This window comes from Enterobacter cloacae complex sp. R_G8 (assembly GCF_024599795.1).
Lineage (GTDB): Bacteria > Pseudomonadota > Gammaproteobacteria > Enterobacterales > Enterobacteriaceae > Enterobacter > Enterobacter dissolvens.
Window position 1 is genome coordinate 4,468,790 of record NZ_CP102246.1, and the last position, 20,741, is coordinate 4,489,530.

Annotated in this window: 20 protein-coding genes and 1 pseudogene; 14 read left to right on the forward strand and 7 right to left on the reverse strand. The window is 51.6% G+C overall.

Annotated elements, in window-relative coordinates; translation table 11 throughout:
• Positions 1–18: 18 nt before the first annotated feature.
• The 8 genes from hpaX to yjiA all read left to right on the forward strand — a co-directional run bounded on the left by hpaX (position 19) and on the right by yjiA (position 9,286).
• Positions 19–1,365: a 4-hydroxyphenylacetate permease gene (hpaX, locus tag NQ842_RS21110; RefSeq protein WP_163281805.1), complete on the forward strand. Its 1,347-nt coding sequence runs from the start codon at positions 19–21 to the stop codon at positions 1,363–1,365.
• A gap of 9 nt (positions 1,366–1,374) precedes the next feature.
• The gene (gene hpaA, locus NQ842_RS21115) at positions 1,375–2,307 is read left to right on the forward strand and encodes a 4-hydroxyphenylacetate catabolism regulatory protein HpaA (protein WP_047360264.1); all 933 of its coding nucleotides are present in this window, start codon (positions 1,375–1,377) and stop codon (positions 2,305–2,307) included.
• Between the two features lie 177 nt (positions 2,308–2,484).
• Complete coding sequence (hpaB, locus tag NQ842_RS21120) at positions 2,485–4,047, forward strand: 4-hydroxyphenylacetate 3-monooxygenase, oxygenase component (protein ID WP_063412181.1); 1,563 nt, start codon at positions 2,485–2,487, stop codon at positions 4,045–4,047.
• Positions 4,048–4,065: 18 nt separating this feature from the next.
• Positions 4,066–4,578 (forward strand): 4-hydroxyphenylacetate 3-monooxygenase reductase subunit, encoded by a 513-nt coding sequence (locus NQ842_RS21125; RefSeq protein WP_014830531.1) that lies wholly within the window; start codon positions 4,066–4,068, stop codon positions 4,576–4,578.
• Between the two features lie 178 nt (positions 4,579–4,756).
• Positions 4,757–5,659, forward strand: coding sequence for a YafY family protein (locus NQ842_RS21130; protein ID WP_014830530.1), 903 nt, complete (start codon positions 4,757–4,759; stop codon positions 5,657–5,659).
• Between the two features lie 205 nt (positions 5,660–5,864).
• The gene (locus tag NQ842_RS21135; protein WP_014830529.1) at positions 5,865–8,018 is read left to right on the forward strand and encodes a carbon starvation CstA family protein; all 2,154 of its coding nucleotides are present in this window, start codon (positions 5,865–5,867) and stop codon (positions 8,016–8,018) included.
• A gap of 100 nt (positions 8,019–8,118) precedes the next feature.
• Positions 8,119–8,322 (forward strand): YbdD/YjiX family protein, encoded by a 204-nt coding sequence (locus NQ842_RS21140; protein WP_003856610.1) that lies wholly within the window; start codon positions 8,119–8,121, stop codon positions 8,320–8,322.
• A 10-nt stretch (positions 8,323–8,332) separates the two neighbouring features.
• A complete protein-coding gene (gene yjiA, locus NQ842_RS21145; RefSeq protein ID WP_194516628.1) occupies positions 8,333–9,286 on the forward strand; it encodes a GTPase in 954 nt (317 codons plus the stop codon).
• A gap of 37 nt (positions 9,287–9,323) precedes the next feature.
• Here yjiA and NQ842_RS21150 read toward each other — a convergent pair whose 3' ends face one another.
• The 3 genes from NQ842_RS21150 to NQ842_RS21160 all read right to left on the reverse strand — a co-directional run bounded on the left by NQ842_RS21150 (position 9,324) and on the right by NQ842_RS21160 (position 13,187).
• Positions 9,324–10,592, reverse strand: a complete 1,269-nt coding sequence (locus tag NQ842_RS21150) for an O-antigen ligase family protein (RefSeq protein ID WP_257256281.1) — start codon at positions 10,590–10,592, stop codon at positions 9,324–9,326.
• Complete coding sequence (locus tag NQ842_RS21155) at positions 10,586–11,599, reverse strand: glycosyltransferase family 8 protein (protein ID WP_083021561.1); 1,014 nt, start codon at positions 11,597–11,599, stop codon at positions 10,586–10,588. The genes NQ842_RS21150 and NQ842_RS21155 overlap by 7 nt, the downstream gene beginning before the upstream one ends.
• 229 nt (positions 11,600–11,828) lie before the next feature.
• Positions 11,829–13,187, reverse strand: a complete 1,359-nt coding sequence (locus NQ842_RS21160) for an esterase-like activity of phytase family protein (RefSeq protein ID WP_257256282.1) — start codon at positions 13,185–13,187, stop codon at positions 11,829–11,831.
• A gap of 402 nt (positions 13,188–13,589) precedes the next feature.
• Between NQ842_RS21160 and NQ842_RS21165 the strand changes: the two genes are divergently transcribed.
• Together NQ842_RS21165 and NQ842_RS21170 are read left to right on the forward strand one after the other, a co-directional pair.
• Positions 13,590–14,135: a YfaZ family outer membrane protein gene (locus tag NQ842_RS21165; RefSeq protein WP_047360259.1), complete on the forward strand. Its 546-nt coding sequence runs from the start codon at positions 13,590–13,592 to the stop codon at positions 14,133–14,135.
• Positions 14,135–14,455 (forward strand): hypothetical protein, encoded by a 321-nt coding sequence (locus NQ842_RS21170; RefSeq protein ID WP_013095439.1) that lies wholly within the window; start codon positions 14,135–14,137, stop codon positions 14,453–14,455. Before NQ842_RS21165 ends, NQ842_RS21170 begins: the two co-directional genes overlap by 1 nt.
• A gap of 43 nt (positions 14,456–14,498) precedes the next feature.
• Here the strand turns inward: NQ842_RS21170 and NQ842_RS21175 are convergent, their stop codons facing one another.
• Positions 14,499–15,869: an NAD-dependent succinate-semialdehyde dehydrogenase gene (locus NQ842_RS21175; RefSeq protein WP_257256283.1), complete on the reverse strand. Its 1,371-nt coding sequence runs from the start codon at positions 15,867–15,869 to the stop codon at positions 14,499–14,501.
• Positions 15,870–16,006: 137 nt separating this feature from the next.
• On the opposite strand from NQ842_RS21175, the gene NQ842_RS21180 reads away from it, so the two are divergent.
• The 4 genes and pseudogenes from NQ842_RS21180 to NQ842_RS21195 all read left to right on the forward strand — a co-directional run bounded on the left by NQ842_RS21180 (position 16,007) and on the right by NQ842_RS21195 (position 19,084).
• Complete coding sequence (locus tag NQ842_RS21180) at positions 16,007–16,750, forward strand: AraC family transcriptional regulator (protein ID WP_046889391.1); 744 nt, start codon at positions 16,007–16,009, stop codon at positions 16,748–16,750.
• Positions 16,751–16,798: 48 nt separating this feature from the next.
• The gene (locus NQ842_RS21185; protein WP_257256284.1) at positions 16,799–17,446 is read left to right on the forward strand and encodes a LysE family translocator; all 648 of its coding nucleotides are present in this window, start codon (positions 16,799–16,801) and stop codon (positions 17,444–17,446) included.
• Between the two features lie 101 nt (positions 17,447–17,547).
• Positions 17,548–18,084 (forward strand): annotated as a pseudogene (locus NQ842_RS21190) (restriction endonuclease); the annotation flags it as partial.
• A 67-nt stretch (positions 18,085–18,151) separates the two neighbouring features.
• Positions 18,152–19,084 (forward strand): hypothetical protein, encoded by a 933-nt coding sequence (locus NQ842_RS21195; RefSeq protein ID WP_257256285.1) that lies wholly within the window; start codon positions 18,152–18,154, stop codon positions 19,082–19,084.
• Between the two features lie 59 nt (positions 19,085–19,143).
• On the opposite strand, the gene tssD is transcribed toward NQ842_RS21195, so the two are convergent.
• The 3 genes from tssD to NQ842_RS21210 are packed head-to-tail and all read right to left on the reverse strand — an operon-like array spanning position 19,144 to position 20,510.
• Complete coding sequence (tssD, locus tag NQ842_RS21200; RefSeq protein WP_014830521.1) at positions 19,144–19,635, reverse strand: type VI secretion system tube protein TssD; 492 nt, start codon at positions 19,633–19,635, stop codon at positions 19,144–19,146.
• Positions 19,636–20,148, reverse strand: coding sequence for a hypothetical protein (locus NQ842_RS21205; RefSeq protein ID WP_248060537.1), 513 nt, complete (start codon positions 20,146–20,148; stop codon positions 19,636–19,638).
• On the reverse strand, positions 20,148–20,510 hold the full coding sequence (locus tag NQ842_RS21210) for a tlde1 domain-containing protein (RefSeq protein WP_072057279.1): 363 nt from the start codon (positions 20,508–20,510) through the stop codon (positions 20,148–20,150). The genes NQ842_RS21205 and NQ842_RS21210 overlap by 1 nt, the downstream gene beginning before the upstream one ends.
• Positions 20,511–20,741 lie beyond the last annotated feature (231 nt).

The window sequence follows — 20,741 nt, forward strand, 5'->3', positions numbered from 1 at the left end:
TAAGATCTGGAGCGCACCATGACGACCTCTACCCTGCAAGATAATAAAGCTGTTGAACATCGCGTTATAAATAAGCTGTTCCGTCGTTTGATCGTGTTTCTCTTTATCCTGTTTGTCTTCTCGTTTCTCGATCGCATTAACATTGGCTTTGCCGGGCTGACGATGGGCAAAGATCTGGGCCTCACCTCCACCATGTTTGGCCTGGCCGCGACGCTGTTTTACGTCACCTACGTGCTGTGCGGGATCCCAAGCAACATCATGCTGGCGAAGATCGGCGCCCGGCGCTGGATCGCCGGGATCATGGTGGTGTGGGGGATCGCCTCCACCTGCACCATGTTCGCCACCAGCCCGGAAACGCTCTATGTGCTGCGCATGCTGGTGGGCATTGCCGAAGCCGGCTTCCTGCCGGGGATTTTGGTCTATCTCACCTGGTGGTTCCCGGCCTATCACCGCGCCCGCGCCAACGCGCTGTTTATGATTGCCATGCCGGTAACCATGATGCTCGGCTCTATTCTTTCCGGCTACATCCTGGCGATGGACGGGCTGTGGAACCTGAAAGGCTGGCAGTGGTTGTTCCTGCTGGAAGGGCTGCCGTCGGTGGTGCTCGGCGTGGTGACCTGGTTCTATCTTAACGACACCCCGGATCAGGCCAGCTGGCTGGATGATGAAGAAAAGCAAACGCTGAAAACCATGATCGCCCGTGAGCAAGAGCTGGCGGTGGCGCATGCCGCCACGCCGCGTTCAACGCTACGTGAAGTCTTAACCCCGGCGGTACTGCTCTATACGCTGGCCTATTTCTGCCTGACGAACACGCTGAGTGCGATCAACATCTGGACGCCGCAGATCCTGCAAAGCTTCAACACCGGCAGCAGCAACATTGTGATCGGCCTGCTGGCGGCAATCCCGCAGTTTTGCACCATCCTCGGCATGATCTGGTGGAGCCGTCGCTCTGACAGGCTGAAAGAGCGAAAAAAGCACACCATCCTGCCGTATCTCTTCGCGGCGGCGGGATGGATGCTGGCCTCGGCCACCGATCACAGCCTGATCCAGCTGCTTGGCATCATCATGGCCTCAACCGGATCGTTTACCGCCATGGCGATATTCTGGACCACGCCGGATCAGGTTATTAGCCTGCGGTCCCGTGCGGTGGCGCTGGCGGTGATCAACGCTATCGGCAACGTCGGATCCGCCGTCAGCCCGCTGCTGATCGGCATTCTGCGTGATGCCACTGGCAGCTTCAGCTCCGGGCTGTGGTTCGTCGCCGGGCTGCTGGTGGTAGGTGCGCTGGTGCTGACGCGGATCCCGATGACCCGGCAGGAGAGCCTCGGGCGCGATCCGGGTATGGCGGCACAGAAGATCCACTGAGGAACCGCTATGTGCCAGAGCCCCGTCGCCAATATCGACATCAGCAAAGAGTATGACGAAAGTCTGGGCACCGACGATGTGCACTATCAGTCGTTCGCCCGCATGGCGGCCTTTTTTGGCCGCGACATGCAGGCGCATCGTCACGACCAGTATTTTCAGATGCACTTTCTTGATACCGGACAGATAGAGCTGCAGCTCGACGATCATCGCTATTCGGTGCAGGCACCGCTGTTTGTCATCACGCCGCCCTCGGTGCCGCACGCGTTTATCACCGAATCCGACAGCGATGGTCACGTTCTGACGGTGCGCGAGGATCTGATCTGGCCGCTGCTGGAGGTGCTCTACCCCGGCACGCGGGAAGCGTTTGGTCTGCCGGGGATCTGCCTGTCGCTTGCCGATAAGCCCGACGAGCTGGCGGCGCTCAGGCACTACTGGCAGCTGATTGCCCGGGAATCCACAGCGCAACTTCCCGGGCGCGAGCATACTCTGGCTCTGCTCGCGCAGGCGGTCTTTACCCTGCTGCTGCGTAACGCCAGGCTCGACGACCACGCCGCCAGCGGCATGCGCGGCGAACTAAAACTGTTCCAGCGCTTTACCCAGTTGATTGACACCCACTATCACCAGCACTGGACGGTGCCGGACTACGCCTGCGAGCTACACCTGACCGAATCCCGCCTGACCGATATCTGCCGCCGCTTCGCCAACCGCCCGCCGAAGCGGCTGATCTTCGACCGCCAGCTGCGCGAAGCCAGACGGCTGTTGCTCTTCTCCGACAGTACGGTCAGCGAGATTGCGTGGCAGCTGGGCTTTAAAGATCCGGCCTATTTCGCCCGCTTTTTCAACCGCCTGACGGGCTGCTCGCCCAGCGCCTATCGGGCGCAAAAAGTACCGGTTTCCCCTGTTCCCCTCACCCCTGCCCTCTCCCAACGGGAGAGGGAGTAACCGTCCCCTCTCCCGTTGGGAGAGGGTTAGGGTGAGGGAAATCACACTCTGCGATCTCTCGCGAAAAGTACCTGCCGTTGTCCCAATCGTCCCTTCACGTTCCGCCCCTCTAACGCTTCAATTAAACAACAAAAACAAAACATAAATTTAACAAACCAATTCCGATACGAGGTCCCTATGAAGCCTGAAGATTTCCGCGCTGATGCCAAACGTCCGTTAACCGGTGAAGAGTATTTAAAAAGCCTGCAGGATGGCCGCGAGATTTATATCTACGGCGAGCGCGTTAAAGACGTCACCACCCATCCGGCGTTTCGCAATGCGGCGGCCTCCATCGCGCAGATGTACGACGCGCTGCACAAACCGGACATGCAGGACACGCTGTGCTGGGGCACCGACACCGGCAGCGGCGGTTACACCCACAAGTTCTTCCGCGTGGCGAAAAGCGCCGACGACCTGCGTCAGCAGCGCGACGCCATCGCCGGGTGGTCTCGCCTGAGCTACGGCTGGATGGGCCGCACGCCGGACTACAAAGCCGCGTTCGGCTGCGCGCTTGGCGCAAACCCGGCCTTCTACGGCCAGTTCGAGCAGAATGCCCGTAACTGGTACACCCGCATTCAGGAGACCGGTCTGTACTTTAACCACGCTATCGTCAACCCGCCCATCGACCGCCACAAACCGGCTGACGAGGTGAAAGACGTCTATATCAAGCTGGAAAAAGAGACCGACGCCGGGATCATCGTCAGCGGCGCGAAAGTGGTGGCAACCAACTCGGCGCTGACCCACTACAACATGATCGGCTTCGGCTCCGCGCAGGTGATGGGCGAAAACCCGGACTTCGCGCTGATGTTCGTCGCGCCGATGGATGCCGAAGGGGTGAAGCTGATCTCCCGCGCCTCCTACGAGATGGTGGCTGGTGCCACCGGCTCGCCGTACGACTACCCACTCTCCAGCCGTTTTGACGAGAACGACGCGATCCTGGTGATGGATAATGTGCTGATCCCATGGGAAAACGTGCTGATCTACCGCGATTTCGACCGCTGCCGTCGCTGGACCATGGAAGGCGGTTTTGCCCGCATGTACCCGCTGCAGGCCTGCGTGCGTCTGGCGGTGAAGCTCGACTTCATCACCGCCCTGCTGAAAAAATCGCTGGAGTGCACCGGCACCCTGGAGTTCCGCGGTGTGCAGGCGGATCTCGGGGAAGTGGTGGCCTGGCGTAATATGTTCTGGGCGCTGAGCGACTCCATGTGCTCCGAAGCCACGCCGTGGGTGAATGGCGCGTACCTGCCGGATCACGCGGCGCTGCAAACCTACCGCGTAATGGCGCCAATGGCCTACGCGAAGATTAAGAACATCATTGAACGTAACGTCACCAGCGGGCTGATCTATCTGCCGTCCAGCGCGCGGGATCTGAATAATCCGCAGATCGACCAGTATCTGGCGAAATATGTGCGCGGCTCCAACGGGATGGATCACGTTGAACGCATCAAGATTTTGAAGCTGATGTGGGATGCCATCGGCAGCGAGTTTGGCGGCCGTCACGAGCTGTATGAGATCAACTACTCCGGCAGCCAGGATGAAATTCGCCTGCAGTGTCTGCGTCAGGCGCAGAGCTCCGGCAACATGGACAAAATGATGGCGATGGTCGACCGCTGTATGTCCGAGTACGACCAACACGGCTGGACGGTGCCACACCTGCACAACAACAGCGATATCAACATGCTGGACAAGCTGCTGAAATAACGCAGCGGGAGGTTTTCAATGCATTCAGATGAACAACGCCTGCGTTTTCGCGACGCCATGGCCAGCCTGTCGGCCGCGGTGAATGTCATCACCACCGAGGGCGATGCCGGACGCTGTGGGATCACCGCCACCGCCGTCTGCTCGGTTACCGATTCCCCGCCGTCGGTCATGGTCTGTATCAACGCCAACAGTGCCATGAACCCGGTGTTCCAGGGCAACGGCAGACTGTGCGTGAACGTGCTCAACCACGAGCAGGAGATCATGGCCCGCCACTTCGCCGGGATGACCGGTATGGCCATGGAGGAGCGCTTTTCCCTCTCCTGCTGGCAGAAAGGTCCGCTGGCGCAACCGGTACTGAAAGGGGCACTGGCAAGTCTGGAAGGCGAGATAAGCCAGGTGCAAACCATCGGCACGCATCTGGTTTATCTTGTTGAAATTAAAAACATCATTCTCAGTGAAGAGGGGCACGGCCTGATCTATTTCAAACGCCGTTTCCACCCGGTCATGATGGAGCCGGAAGCGGCTGTCTGATCCCTCCTCGCGCTGGCTATGCTTCGGCCAGCGCGGCTTTCTGCAAAAATTCCTAAGGTTTCCGCTAAATCACGCCGTTATATAACCATAAGAGAAATTTTCTGTGCCTGAATACTGACATTTTGTGTCAGTGCTATCCGCATCATTCAGCGCATACCCTAATATACAGGAAGACCTTATGGCTAAAACGACGCGGAGCCGCTCGGCTGAACGTCTGGTCGATATTCTCCTTGAGCTACATTTAAACGGTGTGATAAACCGCAGTGCGCTAATGGAGAAATTTAATATTACCGAGCGTACCGTCTACCGGGATTTAAATGCCCTCTCCCCGATTGTTGAACACACCGGAAACGGGTTATATCGTCTGATCCATTCCGCACAATCTCCCGGCGGACAAGGATTACACCATACCCTTGCTAACTTCCTGAATGCTGATAGCTTTTTCCCTGAAAGAAATGCGGAATTTTGGGAGAAACTCGAAACCCGCGTTGACGATAATCATATTCTTATTCTGGCCAACGAGGCGGAACACACGGTGGAACGTGATATTCGTCGCCATTTATCGAACATCGAAAAATCGATTAAAAACTGTAATGTTTGTCAGATCGTTTATAAAGGCAAAACCCGCCTGATTCATCCCTATAAACTCATTAACAAAAAAAATATATGGTATTTACAAGCCACCGAAAATAGCCAGTTAAAATCCTTCTCATTGAGTCAGATTCGCTGGCTCGATATTCAGAAAACCACCTTTACGCCGGATGAGCATGTGATCGGGCTGCTGGAAAAAAGCCTCGACCCGTGGGTATCGGAAAATACTTTCGAGGTGAAAATATTTATCAGGGATAATATTTCACATTACTTCCTGCGCCGCGATCTCCTGCCGGCGCAAGAGCTGCTGGGGGAGCAACAGGACGGGGTCACGCTGCGCTGTCAGGCGGCCCATGAGAATCAGATCCTGCCGCTGCTGTTCTACTGGTTACCCAACATTCAGATCCTGGAGCCTGCCTGGCTGAAGGAGAAGCTGGTTAAAACGCTGGAAGGCTATCTGGCGGGGAGCACCGCCCCGGTAACCGGGTGATCTGTATCACATTATTTCTGCCGCTGGCGGCGAGCCTGAACCACTCGCCGCCCCCTTTGACCGCTCACCTGGCACTTTCAACCACTCACCCATTTTCCCGCCTTTACGCGCGCAACCTTCTGGCACGATCGCAGCAGCATTACTCAATACCTCCTCACAACGAACCCTGACCCTTTTTTCTTTACATAAAAAACCAGGTCTTACTATGGATACTAAAAAACTACTGAAGCACGTGCCCTGGGCCTTACTCGGGATCCTCGGCGCTTTCTGTCTGGCGGTTGTCGCATTACGCCGGGGCGAACACGTAAGCGCCCTGTGGATCGTGGTGGCGTCGGTTTCCGTCTATCTTGTGGCTTATCGCTACTACAGCTTATACATTGCGCAGAAGGTCATGAAGCTCGACCCGACGCGTGCCACCCCGGCAGTCATTAACAATGACGGCCTGAACTATGTGCCAACCAACCGCTATGTGCTGTTTGGTCACCACTTTGCCGCTATTGCAGGCGCTGGCCCGCTGGTCGGCCCGGTACTGGCTGCCCAGATGGGCTACCTGCCTGGCACCCTGTGGCTGCTGGCCGGCGTGGTGCTGGCGGGTGCGGTGCAGGACTTTATGGTGCTGTTTATCTCTTCTCGCCGTAACGGTGCCTCTCTGGGTGAGATGGTCAAAGAAGAGATGGGCCGCGTGCCGGGTACCATCGCGCTGTTCGGCTGCTTCCTGATTATGATCATCATCCTCGCGGTGCTGGCATTAATCGTGGTGAAAGCGCTGGCGGAAAGTCCGTGGGGGGTCTTCACCGTCTGCTCTACCGTGCCGATTGCGCTGTTCATGGGGATCTACATGCGCTTTATCCGCCCGGGTCGCGTGGGCGAAGTGTCGGTAATCGGGATTGTGCTGCTGGTGGCCTCTATCTACTTTGGTGGCGTGATTGCGCATGACCCATACTGGGGCCCGGCGCTGACCTTCAAAGACACCACCATCACCTTCGCGCTGATTGGTTACGCGTTTATCTCCGCGCTGCTGCCGGTCTGGCTGATTCTGGCCCCGCGTGACTACCTGGCGACCTTCCTGAAAATCGGCGTGATTGTCGGTCTGGCGATCGGCATCCTCCTGATTAACCCGGATCTGAAAATGCCCGCGGTGACCCAGTACATCGACGGTACCGGTCCACTGTGGAAAGGGGCTCTGTTCCCGTTCCTGTTCATCACCATTGCCTGCGGTGCGGTATCTGGCTTCCATGCCCTGATCTCATCCGGTACTACGCCTAAGCTGCTGGCGAACGAAAAAGACGCGCGTCTGATCGGTTACGGCGCCATGCTGATGGAATCCTTCGTGGCGATCATGGCGCTGGTTGCTGCGTCCATCATCGAACCGGGTCTCTACTTCGCGATGAACACCCCGCCGGCGGGCCTGGGCATCACCATGCCAAACCTGCATGAGATGGGCGGTGACAATGCGGCGCTGATCATGGCGCAGTTGAAAGACGCCAGCGCCCACGCGGCGGCGACCGTCAGCTCCTGGGGCTTTGTGATTTCGCCTGAACAGATCATGCAGACCGCGAAAGACATCGGCGAACCGTCCGTGCTGAACCGCGCCGGTGGCGCACCGACGCTGGCGGTAGGTATCGCACACGTGTTCCACAAAGTGCTGCCGTGGGCGGACATGGGCTTCTGGTACCACTTCGGTATTCTGTTCGAAGCGCTGTTCATCCTCACCGCACTGGACGCCGGTACCCGTGCAGGCCGCTTTATGCTGCAGGATCTGCTGGGTAACTTCGTGCCATTCCTGAAGAAAACCGACTCTCTGGTGGCGGGCGTGCTGGGTACCGCGGGCTGCGTTGGCCTGTGGGGTTACCTGCTGTATCAGGGCGTTGTTGACCCACTCGGCGGTGTGAAGAGCCTGTGGCCGCTGTTCGGTATCTCTAACCAGATGCTGGCCGCCGTTGCCCTGGTGCTCGGCACCGTGGTACTGGTGAAGATGAAACGCACCAAATACATCTGGGTCACCGTGGTGCCTGCACTGTGGCTGCTGCTCTGCACCACCTGGGCGCTGGGTCTGAAACTGTTCAGCGCCAACCCGCAGCTGGAAGGTTTCTTCTTCATGGCTAACCAGTACAAAGCGAAAATTGCCGCCGGTGGCGCGGATCTCACCGCTCAGCAGATTGCCAACATGAACCATATCGTGGTGAACAACTACACCAACGCGGGTCTGAGCATTCTGTTCCTGGTGGTGGTGTACAGCATCATCTTCTACGGCATCAAAACCTGGATGAAAGTGCGTAACGCTGAAGGTCGTACGGACAAAGAGACCCCGTACGTGCCGGTGCCGGAAGGCGGCGTGAAGACCTCTTCGCACCATTAATCCGCAATCCTCCCCCTCTCCCTTTGGGAGAGGGCTGGGGTGAGGGGAACACAAGCCCAGCGGACTCACATCGCCGGGCTTTTTCTTATCAGGACAGGTTATGTTTGGTAACTTAGGCGAAGCAAAAAAATACCTCGGTCAGGCAGCGAAAATGCTGATTGGCATTCCGGACTATGACAACTACGTTGAGCATATGAAAACCAACCATCCGGATAAGCCTTACATGACCTACACTGAATTCTTCCGCGAGCGTCAGGAAGCGCGCTACGGCGGAAGTGGAGAAGGCGGCGTCCGCTGCTGCTAAAGGAGAGACCATGACCCCGATTGCCGTCACCCTGTTGACCGGTTTCCTCGGCGCCGGTAAAACCACCCTGCTGCGCCACATTCTGAACGCGCAGCACGGTTTCAAAATCGCCGTGATCGAAAACGAATTCGGCGAAGTCTCGGTTGACGACCAGCTGATTGGCGATCGCGCCACGCAGATCAAAACCCTGACCAACGGCTGCATCTGCTGTACCCGCTCTAACGAACTGGAAGATGCCCTGCTGGACCTGCTCGACAGCCGCGATCGTGGGGACATCCACTTTGACCGCCTGGTGATTGAATGCACCGGCATGGCCGATCCCGGCCCGATTATTCAGACCTTTTTCTCGCATGACATCCTTTGCCAGCGCTACCTGCTGGACGGCGTGATTGCCCTGGTCGACGCGGTTCACGCCGACGATCAGATGAACCAGTTCACCATCGCCCAGTCTCAGGTGGGTTACGCTGACCGTATTCTGCTGACCAAAACCGACGTGGCGGGCGAGAGCGAAAAACTGCGCGAGCGCCTGGCACGTATCAACGCCCGCGCACCGGTCTACACCGTGACGCACGGCGATATCGACCTGTCTCAGCTGTTCAACACCAACGGTTTTATGCTGGAAGAGCATGTCACCTCAACACCGCGTTTTCACTTTATGGCGGATAAGCAGAACGACGTGGCGTCGATTGTGGTGGAGCTGGATTATCCGGTGGATATCAGCGAGGTCTCCCGCGTGATGGAGAACCTGCTCCTGTCGTTTGCCGATAAGCTGCTGCGCTATAAGGGCATGCTGTGGATCGACGGCGAACCAAACCGCCTGCTGTTCCAGGGCGTACAGCGACTGTACAGCGCGGACTGGGACAGACCCTGGGGCGATGAGACACCGCGCAGCGTGATGGTGTTTATTGGCATCCAGTTGCCGGAAGAAGAAATTCGGGCGGCGTTTGCGGGTCTGCGGAAATAAGATAATTCAGGGTCACATACAAGTGACCCTGTTTAACCTAACGATCAAGGTTTGTAAAATTTTTATTTTTCGCACTCTGGCAGAGAAGTAAGACTACTGCACAAGCACCAATCACCATAGCCGTATTTCGTTGAATGAGCAGGACATCAGTGAGTCCCATCAAGAGTAGCGCTGTAATATAAAGCAGCAATCCAGAATTTAGTCGGTTATTTTTTACAAATGATGCCACGACGCCACTAATATAGAATAAAACCAGAGAAAAAACTCCAAAAACCCCTTGCAAACTAAAGCTTTCTATTATTTCATTATGAAAATGATACTTAATAACTCGGATTGCCTCTCGACTTTTGTAATTTTCCGAAATATATAGCTTTGCTTTATTATAACGATCTTCAGCATCCTGACCAAAAAGAGAAACGCTTGCTACATGAAATCCTGCATCGAGCATTACAAAACGTGCTCCCAATGATGTATTAGCATTATCGTTTTGAAGTTGCTGTATATTATCATATGCCTCAACAATTCTTTTTTGCATCTTATAGGCTATGCCACCTCCAATAACCGATATCGTCAATACAGCCAGACACCAATATCGAAATTTTACGTTTCTAAGCTCAATACAGGCAAAAACGCAGCATACAATAAAAAAAGTACCTATGGCACCACGGGTTTCAGTCATTAATAACAAATAAGAAAACACAATAAATGTTACCGCAAAACTTAACATCCGCCACGACGGATTTGCGATAGTTTTTTTTAATAAAGACATGCAAACTATTGACTGAATAACCATTATATAAGCAGTTGTTGTTGCCGCATCGGCCAAAAGTTTGATTCTATTTACACCTATAGCTTGTTGTTGATAACCGAACCAAACTGTAATTATACCTAACACGAGGCTAATGCAAGCAGCAAATTTCCAAGTTTGAACAGTTATCTCGCTAACAGATTTAAGCAAATAAAAAGCTATTAGACCAGCCAGGATAAGCAACTTTCCACCAGCATAGTAATTATCCTTTATATCTTGCAAATGCGCTGACGAATAACTTATAGACCATATCAACTTACTGGCCCCAAGAAGCACAATACTTAATATAAAAGCCATAGCTATTCTATTATTAAACAACCACTGACGAAAGTGGTTCCAACTCTCCAACAAAACAAGTCCCAAAATAGAAAGATAGCAACTAATATAGAATAGTTTTCTTGGATATGCCTCTATGAAAAGATCGCTACCAATAGAAAACACAATAAGAATGAAAATAAGATTTACGTTTAACTTTTTAATATACGCACGACTTAACATGACTTTTTTGCCTTCTTTTCAAGGAGACGTACAAAATGATATTTAATAAAAATATAGAAAGCCTCAACAAACTGTTTTTTGATAAGGAGCATTTTATAGTATTTCTTTAATTCTTTAGCACAACGTGGTTCAACATCCGCAACATCACGCCAGGGGGATAATTTTTTATACTTGCGATAGTGAGCACTAATATTCTGTTGATTCCAAAGTTGCCATGGTTTATCACTACCAACATAATGCAGAAAAATTGTTTCTTGAGGTGGTTCACACATAAAATCTGCACTCTTATGCCCCGTCTTAATTTGCCGATTATATTTTCCATCAACAAACATAACTCTTTTATGTAGAACAACATTTAGGGCATCCTGATCAAAATACTTAAATTCAGATCTCCTTTCCAACAAACACTCAATAACTTTTTGCGAAATATTGTTTTCATTCCAATTCAGAGCATCGATATAGAGCATACCCGAGTTAAAATAATCGCCATACGAAATATTAATAGATTTTGATAATAGCAATTGCTGCTCTGGTTCCTTGACTGCGCAACAAATATGATCTTGAGGTTTATAGTCCTCTAATAAATCAGAAATGCTATTCAATGCTACAATATCAGCGTCAATATATAATAAATATCGATAATTTTTAATTAAATATGGAGCTAAAAGACGAAAATAAATTGCAACAGGGAAAACTGATGTCTTAGGCAAAATAGTCAGCGTTTCAGCAGAGATGATAATAATCGTAAGCGCATGCTGCGTATTTTCTATGACGGATTGCAACCTGGCAAATTCAACCTCATTATTTTGATCAGTAATAATGAAAAAATGTAACGTTTTTTCCGGTGTATTTTGAACTATAGATAACAACGAAATCCCACAGTGCATCAAAAAATTGCCATCAACGCCATAAACAACTGCAGAGTACGGGACTTCAGTATCTAAATTAAAATCCAATATTTGCAAGTTCAATAAAGATTCGTTTAAATTAAGAGTAGTCGGATTCATAATTATCTATATAGTTCAAAAATACTTATAATACATACGATAACAAATTATAAGTTTCTTCCCCAGTACTTTCTCTATTTTGTTTAAAAAACAGGCTAAGCCTAAGAAGTATAAAGAAAATTTAATCATATCCATATGAAAAGTAAATAAAAAAGCACTGCAATCACTTTCACATAACTGTAGTGCTTTAGTACTTCATGGCTGGTGGATTACAGCAAGCCGCTCGTTTTCAATCCAACGCCTCCGGCAGCGTCACAATCCACAGCTCACTGTCAGACTCCGGTTTCTCCAGCGGCTTCACGCTGAGGGTCGTCTCAACCGGCTTATCATCCAGCGTCAACTTTCCTTCCGCGTTCACCCGATAGTCCTTGAGCTTCTTGCCCTCGACCGGATGTTGCATCGCCACTTTCACGCCAAAGTCGTTATCGTTCGCCACCGCCAGCGTTTTGCTGTCGATCAGCGCCAGCCCTTCGGCCTTTTCCTGCTGCCAGCCCAGGGCGCGCAGATCAACAACCTGCGTTTTCTGCGCAAGGGTAATGCCGCGCTGTGCCAGGGTTTTTTCATCATCAAACTCTGGATATTCGCCCGGCTTGTCGAAGCCTGACAGGTCGCTCGCCTTACTGAGATCGACCTTGTAAATCAGGTTACGCATTCCGTCGTTTTTATCACTCCCCTGTTCAATCAGCAGGATGTGCTGGTTATCGAGCGCCACGATGTCGCCGATTTTAGCGTCGCTGTTTTTGCTGTAGGCCGCGCTGTCGATGGGATAACCGTACATCGCGGTTTTTCCGCTTGCCGGGTCGAAGCTCACCAGACGCGTAAACAGCGCCTTTTTCTTGCTCTTGCCGTCGATATCCAGCGTACTTTGCACGGCAGCAATAATGCGCCCGTCCGGCATACGGGTGAGGCCCTCAAAGCCCCGGTTCGCCTGACGCCATTTGAGGATATTTGGCAAACCGTCCGCAATCGCTTTTTCCCCTTCCGCCGCCTGAGGGCCGTGGATCGCCAGGATTTTCCCTTTACTGTCGATGTTAATCAGGAACGGACCATACTCATCGCACAGCCAGAAACCGCCTTTACCGTCCGGGGTGATACCTTCCGTATCCAGCCCGCGATTGTCGCCCTTCAGTGCCTTTAACGTGTCGCTGAAGGCCACTTCATTGGTGGAGCCAATCACGTCGCTTTGCAGCGGCAGACCGTTAATCTCGCCCTTATCGTCATGCAAAGGACGGGCATCAATGGCCTCCGCTTTGCCGTTTTGAACACGAATCGTCATCAGCAGCGGCGCGAAATCTGGCGTAACGAAAATTTTGGCTTCGTTTTTACCCACTTTCGGTGAATCCGCGTTCGGACCGCGATCGGTAATGGTTGCGAAGGTCAGGGCATCGCCCTGTTTACCGGTAAACAGCAGGCCAGAACCTATCCCAACCGGAAGGCTGTTCGGGAAGGCACTGGCAAACGCGCCGGTGTAGTTCACGTGCGTACCTTCAGGAAAACTGACGACATAGTGCTCAGCCGTAGGCTGCGCCGCGAGGGCCGAGAAAGAGAGCGCACAACCGATTAGCACAGGAATAATTTTTCTTTTCATATTGTTAGCATCCATAAAGTGAAGCTCACACCGTAAAGAAGAAACGTGTCAGGAAAATGACATCGAATGGCAACATTGCGCGGGCCGGAGCGCCAAAGAAATGTAAAGCTCTGTTGTTATCTGTAACAGTGGAAACATTTCTGGAAATTATTAGAAACCCAATTAATTCGCTGCGAACCACTCTTTCTGCTCTCGTTCAGATTATGTTTAGCTAAAAAAATAAACACTTTCTAAACGCCAAATCATTACCCGTTGACGGCTTCGCAACCCAACACTCTCGCAACACCTCCAAATTAAAAAATTAACAAACTCAGCATAAAACGGCGACTTTCATCACATTTGCAGTCATTAACATCGCTTGTTAAGGTGCGCCCAGATTAAATTGATGACGAGGCATATGAGATGAAAAAACTGAATATCCTTCTTTTGACTACATTGACTGCTGTATCGGGTTCTGCACTGGCTCTGGGTGGCAGCGTTGAGCAGGGTAAAAACTTCACCAACCTCAACCTGGAGATGGGTAAATCCTCATCCGGCCTGTATGTGGAAAGCAACTGGCTGAAAAACACCGATGACGGTACGCAGACCGGCGGTGTAGGTGCGGGGTATAACCTGGGTCTTGGCCCGGTCATGCTGAACGCGGGCGCAAAAGCTATCTATATCGGCCCGAAAAAAGGCGATAACGGCGTGGCGTTCCCGATTGGTGGCGGCGTAAACGTTGCCCTGACCGACAGCATTCATCTGTATGGTGAGGGCTACGTGGCACCAGAAGGGATGAACAACAGCGTGAAAAACTACGTTGAAGCCAACGGCGGCGTAAGCTGGACGCCAGTTACACCTGTGACCCTGAAAGTGGGTTACCGCCACGTGAGCGTTGATGGTAAAGACGGTCGTCCAGGCCACACCCTGATTGACGGTGCCTATGTTGGCGGTGGAGTCACCTTCTGATGAAACACCGCATTACCGCGCTTTGCGTTCTGAGCCTCACGCTTCTGCTCACCGGCTGCGTCCAGTACAAATGGGTGAAACCGGGCGTCAGCGACGCTGAAATGAACAAAAAGCTCACGGAATGTGAAGCGCAGGCGCTGATCGATCTGCCCCCGGATAACGTCGTGACCGGTTCGGACTCGGAAAAAACGGATCTGAAGAACAAGAAAAAGGATATTTCCACGAGCTACACGGTTGAAGACGCTAATGAGGATCGCAGGGCGACCCTCGTAGACAGCTGCATGTTCAAAAGCGGCTGGGATAAAATTGAAGTGCAATAATCTCTAAAAAAAACCTGCCGGCTGGCAGGTTTTTTATTACCGCTTACTTTCGCACCACCACCAGCTTCTGGTTTACAAACTCTTTGATCCCCAGATCCGACAGCTCGCGTCCGTAACCGGAGCGCTTCACGCCGCCGAACGGCAGCTCTGGCGCGGTATCGGTGAGCCAGTTGATATACACCATCCCGGTCTCAATCCGCGACGCCATTTTCTTAGCGCGTTCAATATCCTGACTGAACACCGCACCGCCCAGTCCGTAGTGAGAGTCGTTCGCCAGGGCGACCGCCTCGTCATCGTTTTTCACCACATATATCTGCGCCACCGGGCCGAAGAACTCCTCGAAGTACGCCGGGTTGTCGCGGGAGATATTCGTCAGGATCGTCGGCTCAAAGAAGCTCCCGTCGCGCTGCACCGGTTTACCACCATAGTGTAACGTCGCGCCCTTTTTCACCGCCTCGTTGACCTGTTTTGTCAGCGTTTCGAGCGCATCTTTAGACGACAGTGGACCAAGCGTGGTGCTTTCATCCAGCGGGTCACCAATTTTCACCTGCTTAAAGGCGTCGGTGAGTTTGCTCAGGAAAGCATCGGCAATTTTCTCATGCAGGATAAAGCGCTTCGCTGCGGTACAGACCTGACCGGCGTTGTTGAGTCGCGCGCTCACGCCTGTCTTCACCGCTTTATCGAGATCCGCGTCGTCCAGCACCACGAAAACATCGTTACCACCCAGCTCAAGGGTGGATTTCTTGATGTGCTTCGCCGCCTGCGCGGCCACCACGCTGCCCGCTTTCTCAGAGCCGGTTAGCGCGGCCCCCTGTACGCGGTCGTCAGCGATAATGTTCGCCACTTGCTCAGACGAGATAAAGAGGTTGGTCCACGCCCCTTCCGGCGCCCCTGCCTCACGCACCAGATGGGCGAAGGTTTCGGCACAGTGCGGCACGATGCTGGCATGTTTAGCCAGAACCGGATTACCCGCCGCCAGGTTCGGTGCCAGAACACGCATCAGCTGATAATACGGGAAATTCCACGGTTCCACGGCCATCAGCACGCCGATGGGGTGATGCTCCACCCACGCTTCCCCGAGTTCAGACGGGTACTTCACCGGGGCCAGGAACTGCTTCGCGTTATCGGCATAGTAGCGGGCGATTTGCGCGCACAGCTTCACCTCGCCGCGGCTTTGTTCGATGAGCTTACCCATCTCCTGACTGGCAATTTTAGCCAGCTCCTCGGTGCGTTCGTCGATCAGGTCGGCAAGCTTATGCAGCACCGGCAGGCGCTGATCAATATCACCTTTCGCCCACTGCGAATGGTAAAGGGCGTCGGCCGCTTTCAGCGCCGCTTCGATATCCGCGTCGGTATGAGAGGGATATTCTTTGATGAGCTGGTTGGTGGCAGGATTTACTGTCTGATAAGCCATATCGAATCTCCATGTTTTACCGCTTAGGGTAGTAAGGGTAGACAACATGACGGGTGATGGACGTAAAGTTGGGTATATCCGGAAGGTTCTTAGTGGGGCCAGGGCATGGTATAAAAATGTTCCTGACAGGAGCGCCTATGACCCATACCCGACACATCCGCCAGACCTTTAACCGCCTTCCGGGCCTTGAGCTGCGCAGCACCTGGCAGAGTACCGTGGCGTATAAACGTCATTGTCACCCCCAACTCTCGATTGGCGCGATAGTGGAAGGCCAGACCTGCTGCCGGTGCAATGACACGCAGTACATCCTCCGCCCAGGCGATCTCATCGTGATCCCGGCGCATGTGCCGCACAGCTGCAACCCCGTTGCGGGACAGCCCCGCAGCTATCATATGCTCTATATCGACACGGATTATCCCCTGGCAGAACAGGTCATTCGCGACAGCACGCTGTTTGCTCTTTACCTGAACGTTGTTGAGAACATGTCGGCTAATTCCCTGAACATGCTGATTGCTGCCCTTCCGCGCTGCGCCAGCCGCACGGGTGAGCTACGCTCAACCAGCCAGCACATCCAGCAGGCGTTTCTTGCCGATTTAACCAGCCCGCCGTCACTCGACGACCTTGCCCACCGCTTCTCGCTGCGCAAAGAGACGCTGATCCGCACCTTCAGGCAGGACACTGGCCTCACGCCGGGCAGCTTTCTCAACATCTCCCGCGTGGAATACGCCAAAGCGCGGCTGCGCGCCGGGGATGATATTGCCGATGTCGGCTACCAGAGCGGGTTTGCCGATCAGAGCCATTTTCATAAGACCTTTGTAAGCTATACCGCCGCCACGCCGCGCCAGTACGCCACGGGCCGATCAATATCGGACAATAAATAGCGTTTGCATCACCGTAGTCTGACCTCGGTTTTTTACACAGAGGTTGCTATGGAACTGTTATTCCCTTCCGCTTTTCTCGCTCTGGCGCTGGCGCATTTTGTCGCCCTGTTAAGCCCGGGCCCGGATTTCTTCCTGCTGGTGGGCTACGCGGCGCGCTACCGGGTGCGCGGCAGCGCTGGATTGTGCATCGGCATCGCCGCGGGCAACGGGTTGTATATCCTTCTGGTGATTATTGGCTGGAGCGCGCTGCGCCAGTTTACGTGGCTGTTTACCCTTATCGAGCTTTGCGGGGCGCTGTACCTGCTGTGGATTGGCTCGCATCTGGTGCGCAGCCGCCCGCACGCGCTGGCGCTGAATGAAACCCACCAGCGCTTCCCTTCACTGCGTAAGCAGATCCTGCTGGGACTTGGCTCGGCGTTGTTAAATCCAAAGAACGCCCTGTTCTATCTGGCGCTGATGACGGCGTTACTGGGGCCGGACGTCACGCTACTGCAGCAGGCGACCTGCGGTGTCTGGATGGTGATGGTGGTGCTGGTGTGGGATCTGGCGCTGGTATCACTGATGGGGCTGCCCGCGGTGCAACAGAAGCTCAGCCGTGCGCTGTGGCTGATTGAGCGCACGGCGGGGGTCGTGCTGATGGGGTTTGGTGGGTGGGTGCTGTGGCGGCTGCTATCAAATAGTGTTTTGCCCATATAGAAAACAACGCCTTCATTGCCTTACAAAATAAGTGACTTAGCTATTAGTATTTCTTCCCTGACGTGGCAAGCTAAAGTCACAGCAATCGTTAAGGGAACAACGTGAAAAATTACAAAGTCATCACGCCACTTTTTCCAACCTATGCGCAGGTTCAGGCAATGATGAAAGCCATCTCCGGCTATTCAGTAAATTCTGTACGTAACATGATCAATGCAATTCAGGAACAAACCGGCACGCCGCAAAACCCGGTCGACTGGTCCGAACCCGATATGTGGATCAAGGAACGCCTGAAAGACGAAGACGCTGAGATCGCGCTGAAAATCTGGAACCAGGATAACCACATCCTCAATCCCCGTCATAGTTACGGTAGCTATTTGTTTCTTAACTCTTCTGTTTTCGAACTGATGGAAACGACGCCGAAAAATACCTGGGAACCCACCCAGCGCGGGCATCAATTCCTGAATGATGATGACGCCACACTACGCGCGCTGGACGATAAAGAAGGGTTACTGCAACTTCTTGAACTGCTTGCTGGACGTGAAATGTCCCGTCGTGCTGACTTACTCCCGGAATGGCAGGCTTTTTTACATCAGCATTCAAAGTTCTCTTCTACCAGTTCCATCAAAAGCACACTCTATGTAACTTCATAAATCATTTTGGCAAAGAGTGTTCTTACGGTGCAACAATGATTATAAGGAGCATGTTATGGCAGAAGGATTAAAAATGTTTTACGCGCGTGATGCGCGCAATATACACTCTCATATTCCTGTAGCAGACATTAAAGAGAGTGAAAGAGACAGGCTGATATGTGAGTTCTGCCCCGCTAAAATTAGCTGGGTCAAGGCTCACAAACGTAACGGTAAGAATATTTCAGCGTTCTTACGTTTACAGAAAAACGAGGAACATACTTTCGATTGTAAAAACAGCGTCAAATCAGCAATCACTTCTCTTGTCGCTCATTCACAGAATATTGAAGACGGAAAACTTCTTCTCGAAGCGCAGGATTCAGCGTTTATCTTCCGAATGAACGTCCTTATTGAAGCCAGTGCAGCCCTAAGAAAAGCCAGTTTTACACCAGATGAAGAAGCCGATTCGGAAGAGAAAGCACGCAAGCGAATTCGATATAAGAAAACAGAAAAGCGTCTCGCTGATTACTTTAATACGGCTGCAGGCATTGCCAAAATCAGAGCAAAAATTGAGGAAAGTAGCGATAAGAAAACACTATCTGACCTGGTGAAGATAGATTATAACGGCAAGAAAATTAGCTGGAATGACTTTTTCTATGATGAAGACCGTTATCCCATCCTTTTTAAAAAAGCCGAGAAAATCGCTCATCCCGTCGCAATTCTTATTACTGTTAAACAAGCACAGAAACACATTAATACTGAAAGAGGCAGTTTCTGCTCCCTCAAAGGAGAGTTATGTACACTGGAGCATGAGGATAAAAGCAAAGAGTTTTTCGCTCCAGGTTTAACCTGTAACGATACTACCTTTTTTGAAAACCTCGGAGCTAAAGACGAGATTATCGTTATCGGTAAAGTACGTCCAACAATTAAGCATTGGGGTGAAGGGAAAATCTTTAAGAACTTAAACATTAATGTTTTCAATAAAAAACAAATTACACGGTTAAAAGATTGAAATACAGCAGACATTTCACCCTGGCTACGGGAAACCGTCTCTCTCCCGTAGCCAGTTAATCAAGCCCCTAACCGATAATCCCAGTCATCCGAATGAATAACGTTACCGTCACGGTAATGCCAGGTAATCTTTTCATAACGAAGCGCAACAAGCTCAAGATGCCCTTGTTTGTCATGGTAAGTATCTTTCACGTCATGCATCACTGAAAACACCGTGACGACCTTCACCGCTTCCAGCGTTATCGTAAAATAGGTTTCTTCTTGCCCGGCATCATTGATTCTATACAGGTCGATAGTTGCTTTCCTGAGCGTGCCCCCCGTGCTCAATGCTTTATACAGGAGAACGCTAGAGGCATCAATTTCCTTCTCGATTAGAAATGGACGATGCTGCCGTTTGCTCAACATTCTGCCATTATGCAGATCAGAGTTATAGCTTACGTTATGATAGAGGCCTAAAACTTCAATCTGATTTTCACGGTCTTTAACTCTCACGCTACCTTTTATAATATTACCCGCATCGTCAATTAATGACATATATCCTGGAATGGCCATTTAAATATCCTTATCGAATGGAACAGAGTGTTCAACGGTTTCGATCATAACGGCGAGACATCTTTTACCCGCCGGATTTTTAATCTTAAACATCTCCCTGATTGAATCGACAATAAGTTTATTACTCTCTGCTTCTGTCTGGGGGAAATTGGCAAAAGCGCAAACCTGTTCAATAGTGAGTAACGGTTTATCGTCCTTTAAAATTGCCAAAACACCCGCTGGATTATGCGGGATGGCTTCAGAAAGTGCCGCCTTTAGATCTTCGGCCGTACTGGCATCGACCCCAGATTCAAGCTCACTCGCTACGACTAACCATTCCTGAGTTCCTTTACCGATCTCAGGAATAACATGATTCCACCATTCTGACCCACCGCTATCATTAGCATACAATTCTGCTACAACACGCCTTGCACCTTTATCGTTTATCATCTGGATAATCTGCGCTGGAGTGTAGCTTTTGGCCAGGAGAGTCATCGGGAAACACATGAATATTAGCGCAATCAAATACTTCATTACCGCACCACCAGTATTGTGTCACCCGACTCATAAATCATATGACGCTTATCCTGGCCGTTCATAATGATGCACCCTGCTGATGCAGAACCTGGTGGTTGACCTTTTTTATCTCCATGGATTTGAAAATGGTCTCTACCAAATGTATTGGTACCAGCAATAGGTTCAAGAATAATGGCTTCTGCGCTTTTATGGTTGTTCCACCCTGCGATAAAATAAATACCCCGTGGAATGGGCCCTTTGTTCCGTTGTCGCTCACACTCAGGCTTATCTTTCGACTCACCAGCACCGCTATAGCAGTTAGCAACAAATTCGCCATTGTGACTTAATACCCCTGTCGATACTTTGTATTCCCATGTCATTAATAAACTCTCCTTTCACGAATAGTTCTTTATCTTATGACTAACAAGAGAGTTAAATTTACCTCAACGGTCACAAAATCTTACATCTGAGAATAGAGGAGCACAAAAAACATAGAAAAATTAATAATAAATAATTCCAATGCATATATTTTTAATATAATAGCGGTCTGTTTACTCAATGAATACATCTTCCCCCCTTAACACCAGCTTTGCATTTTTGGTTCACTTACC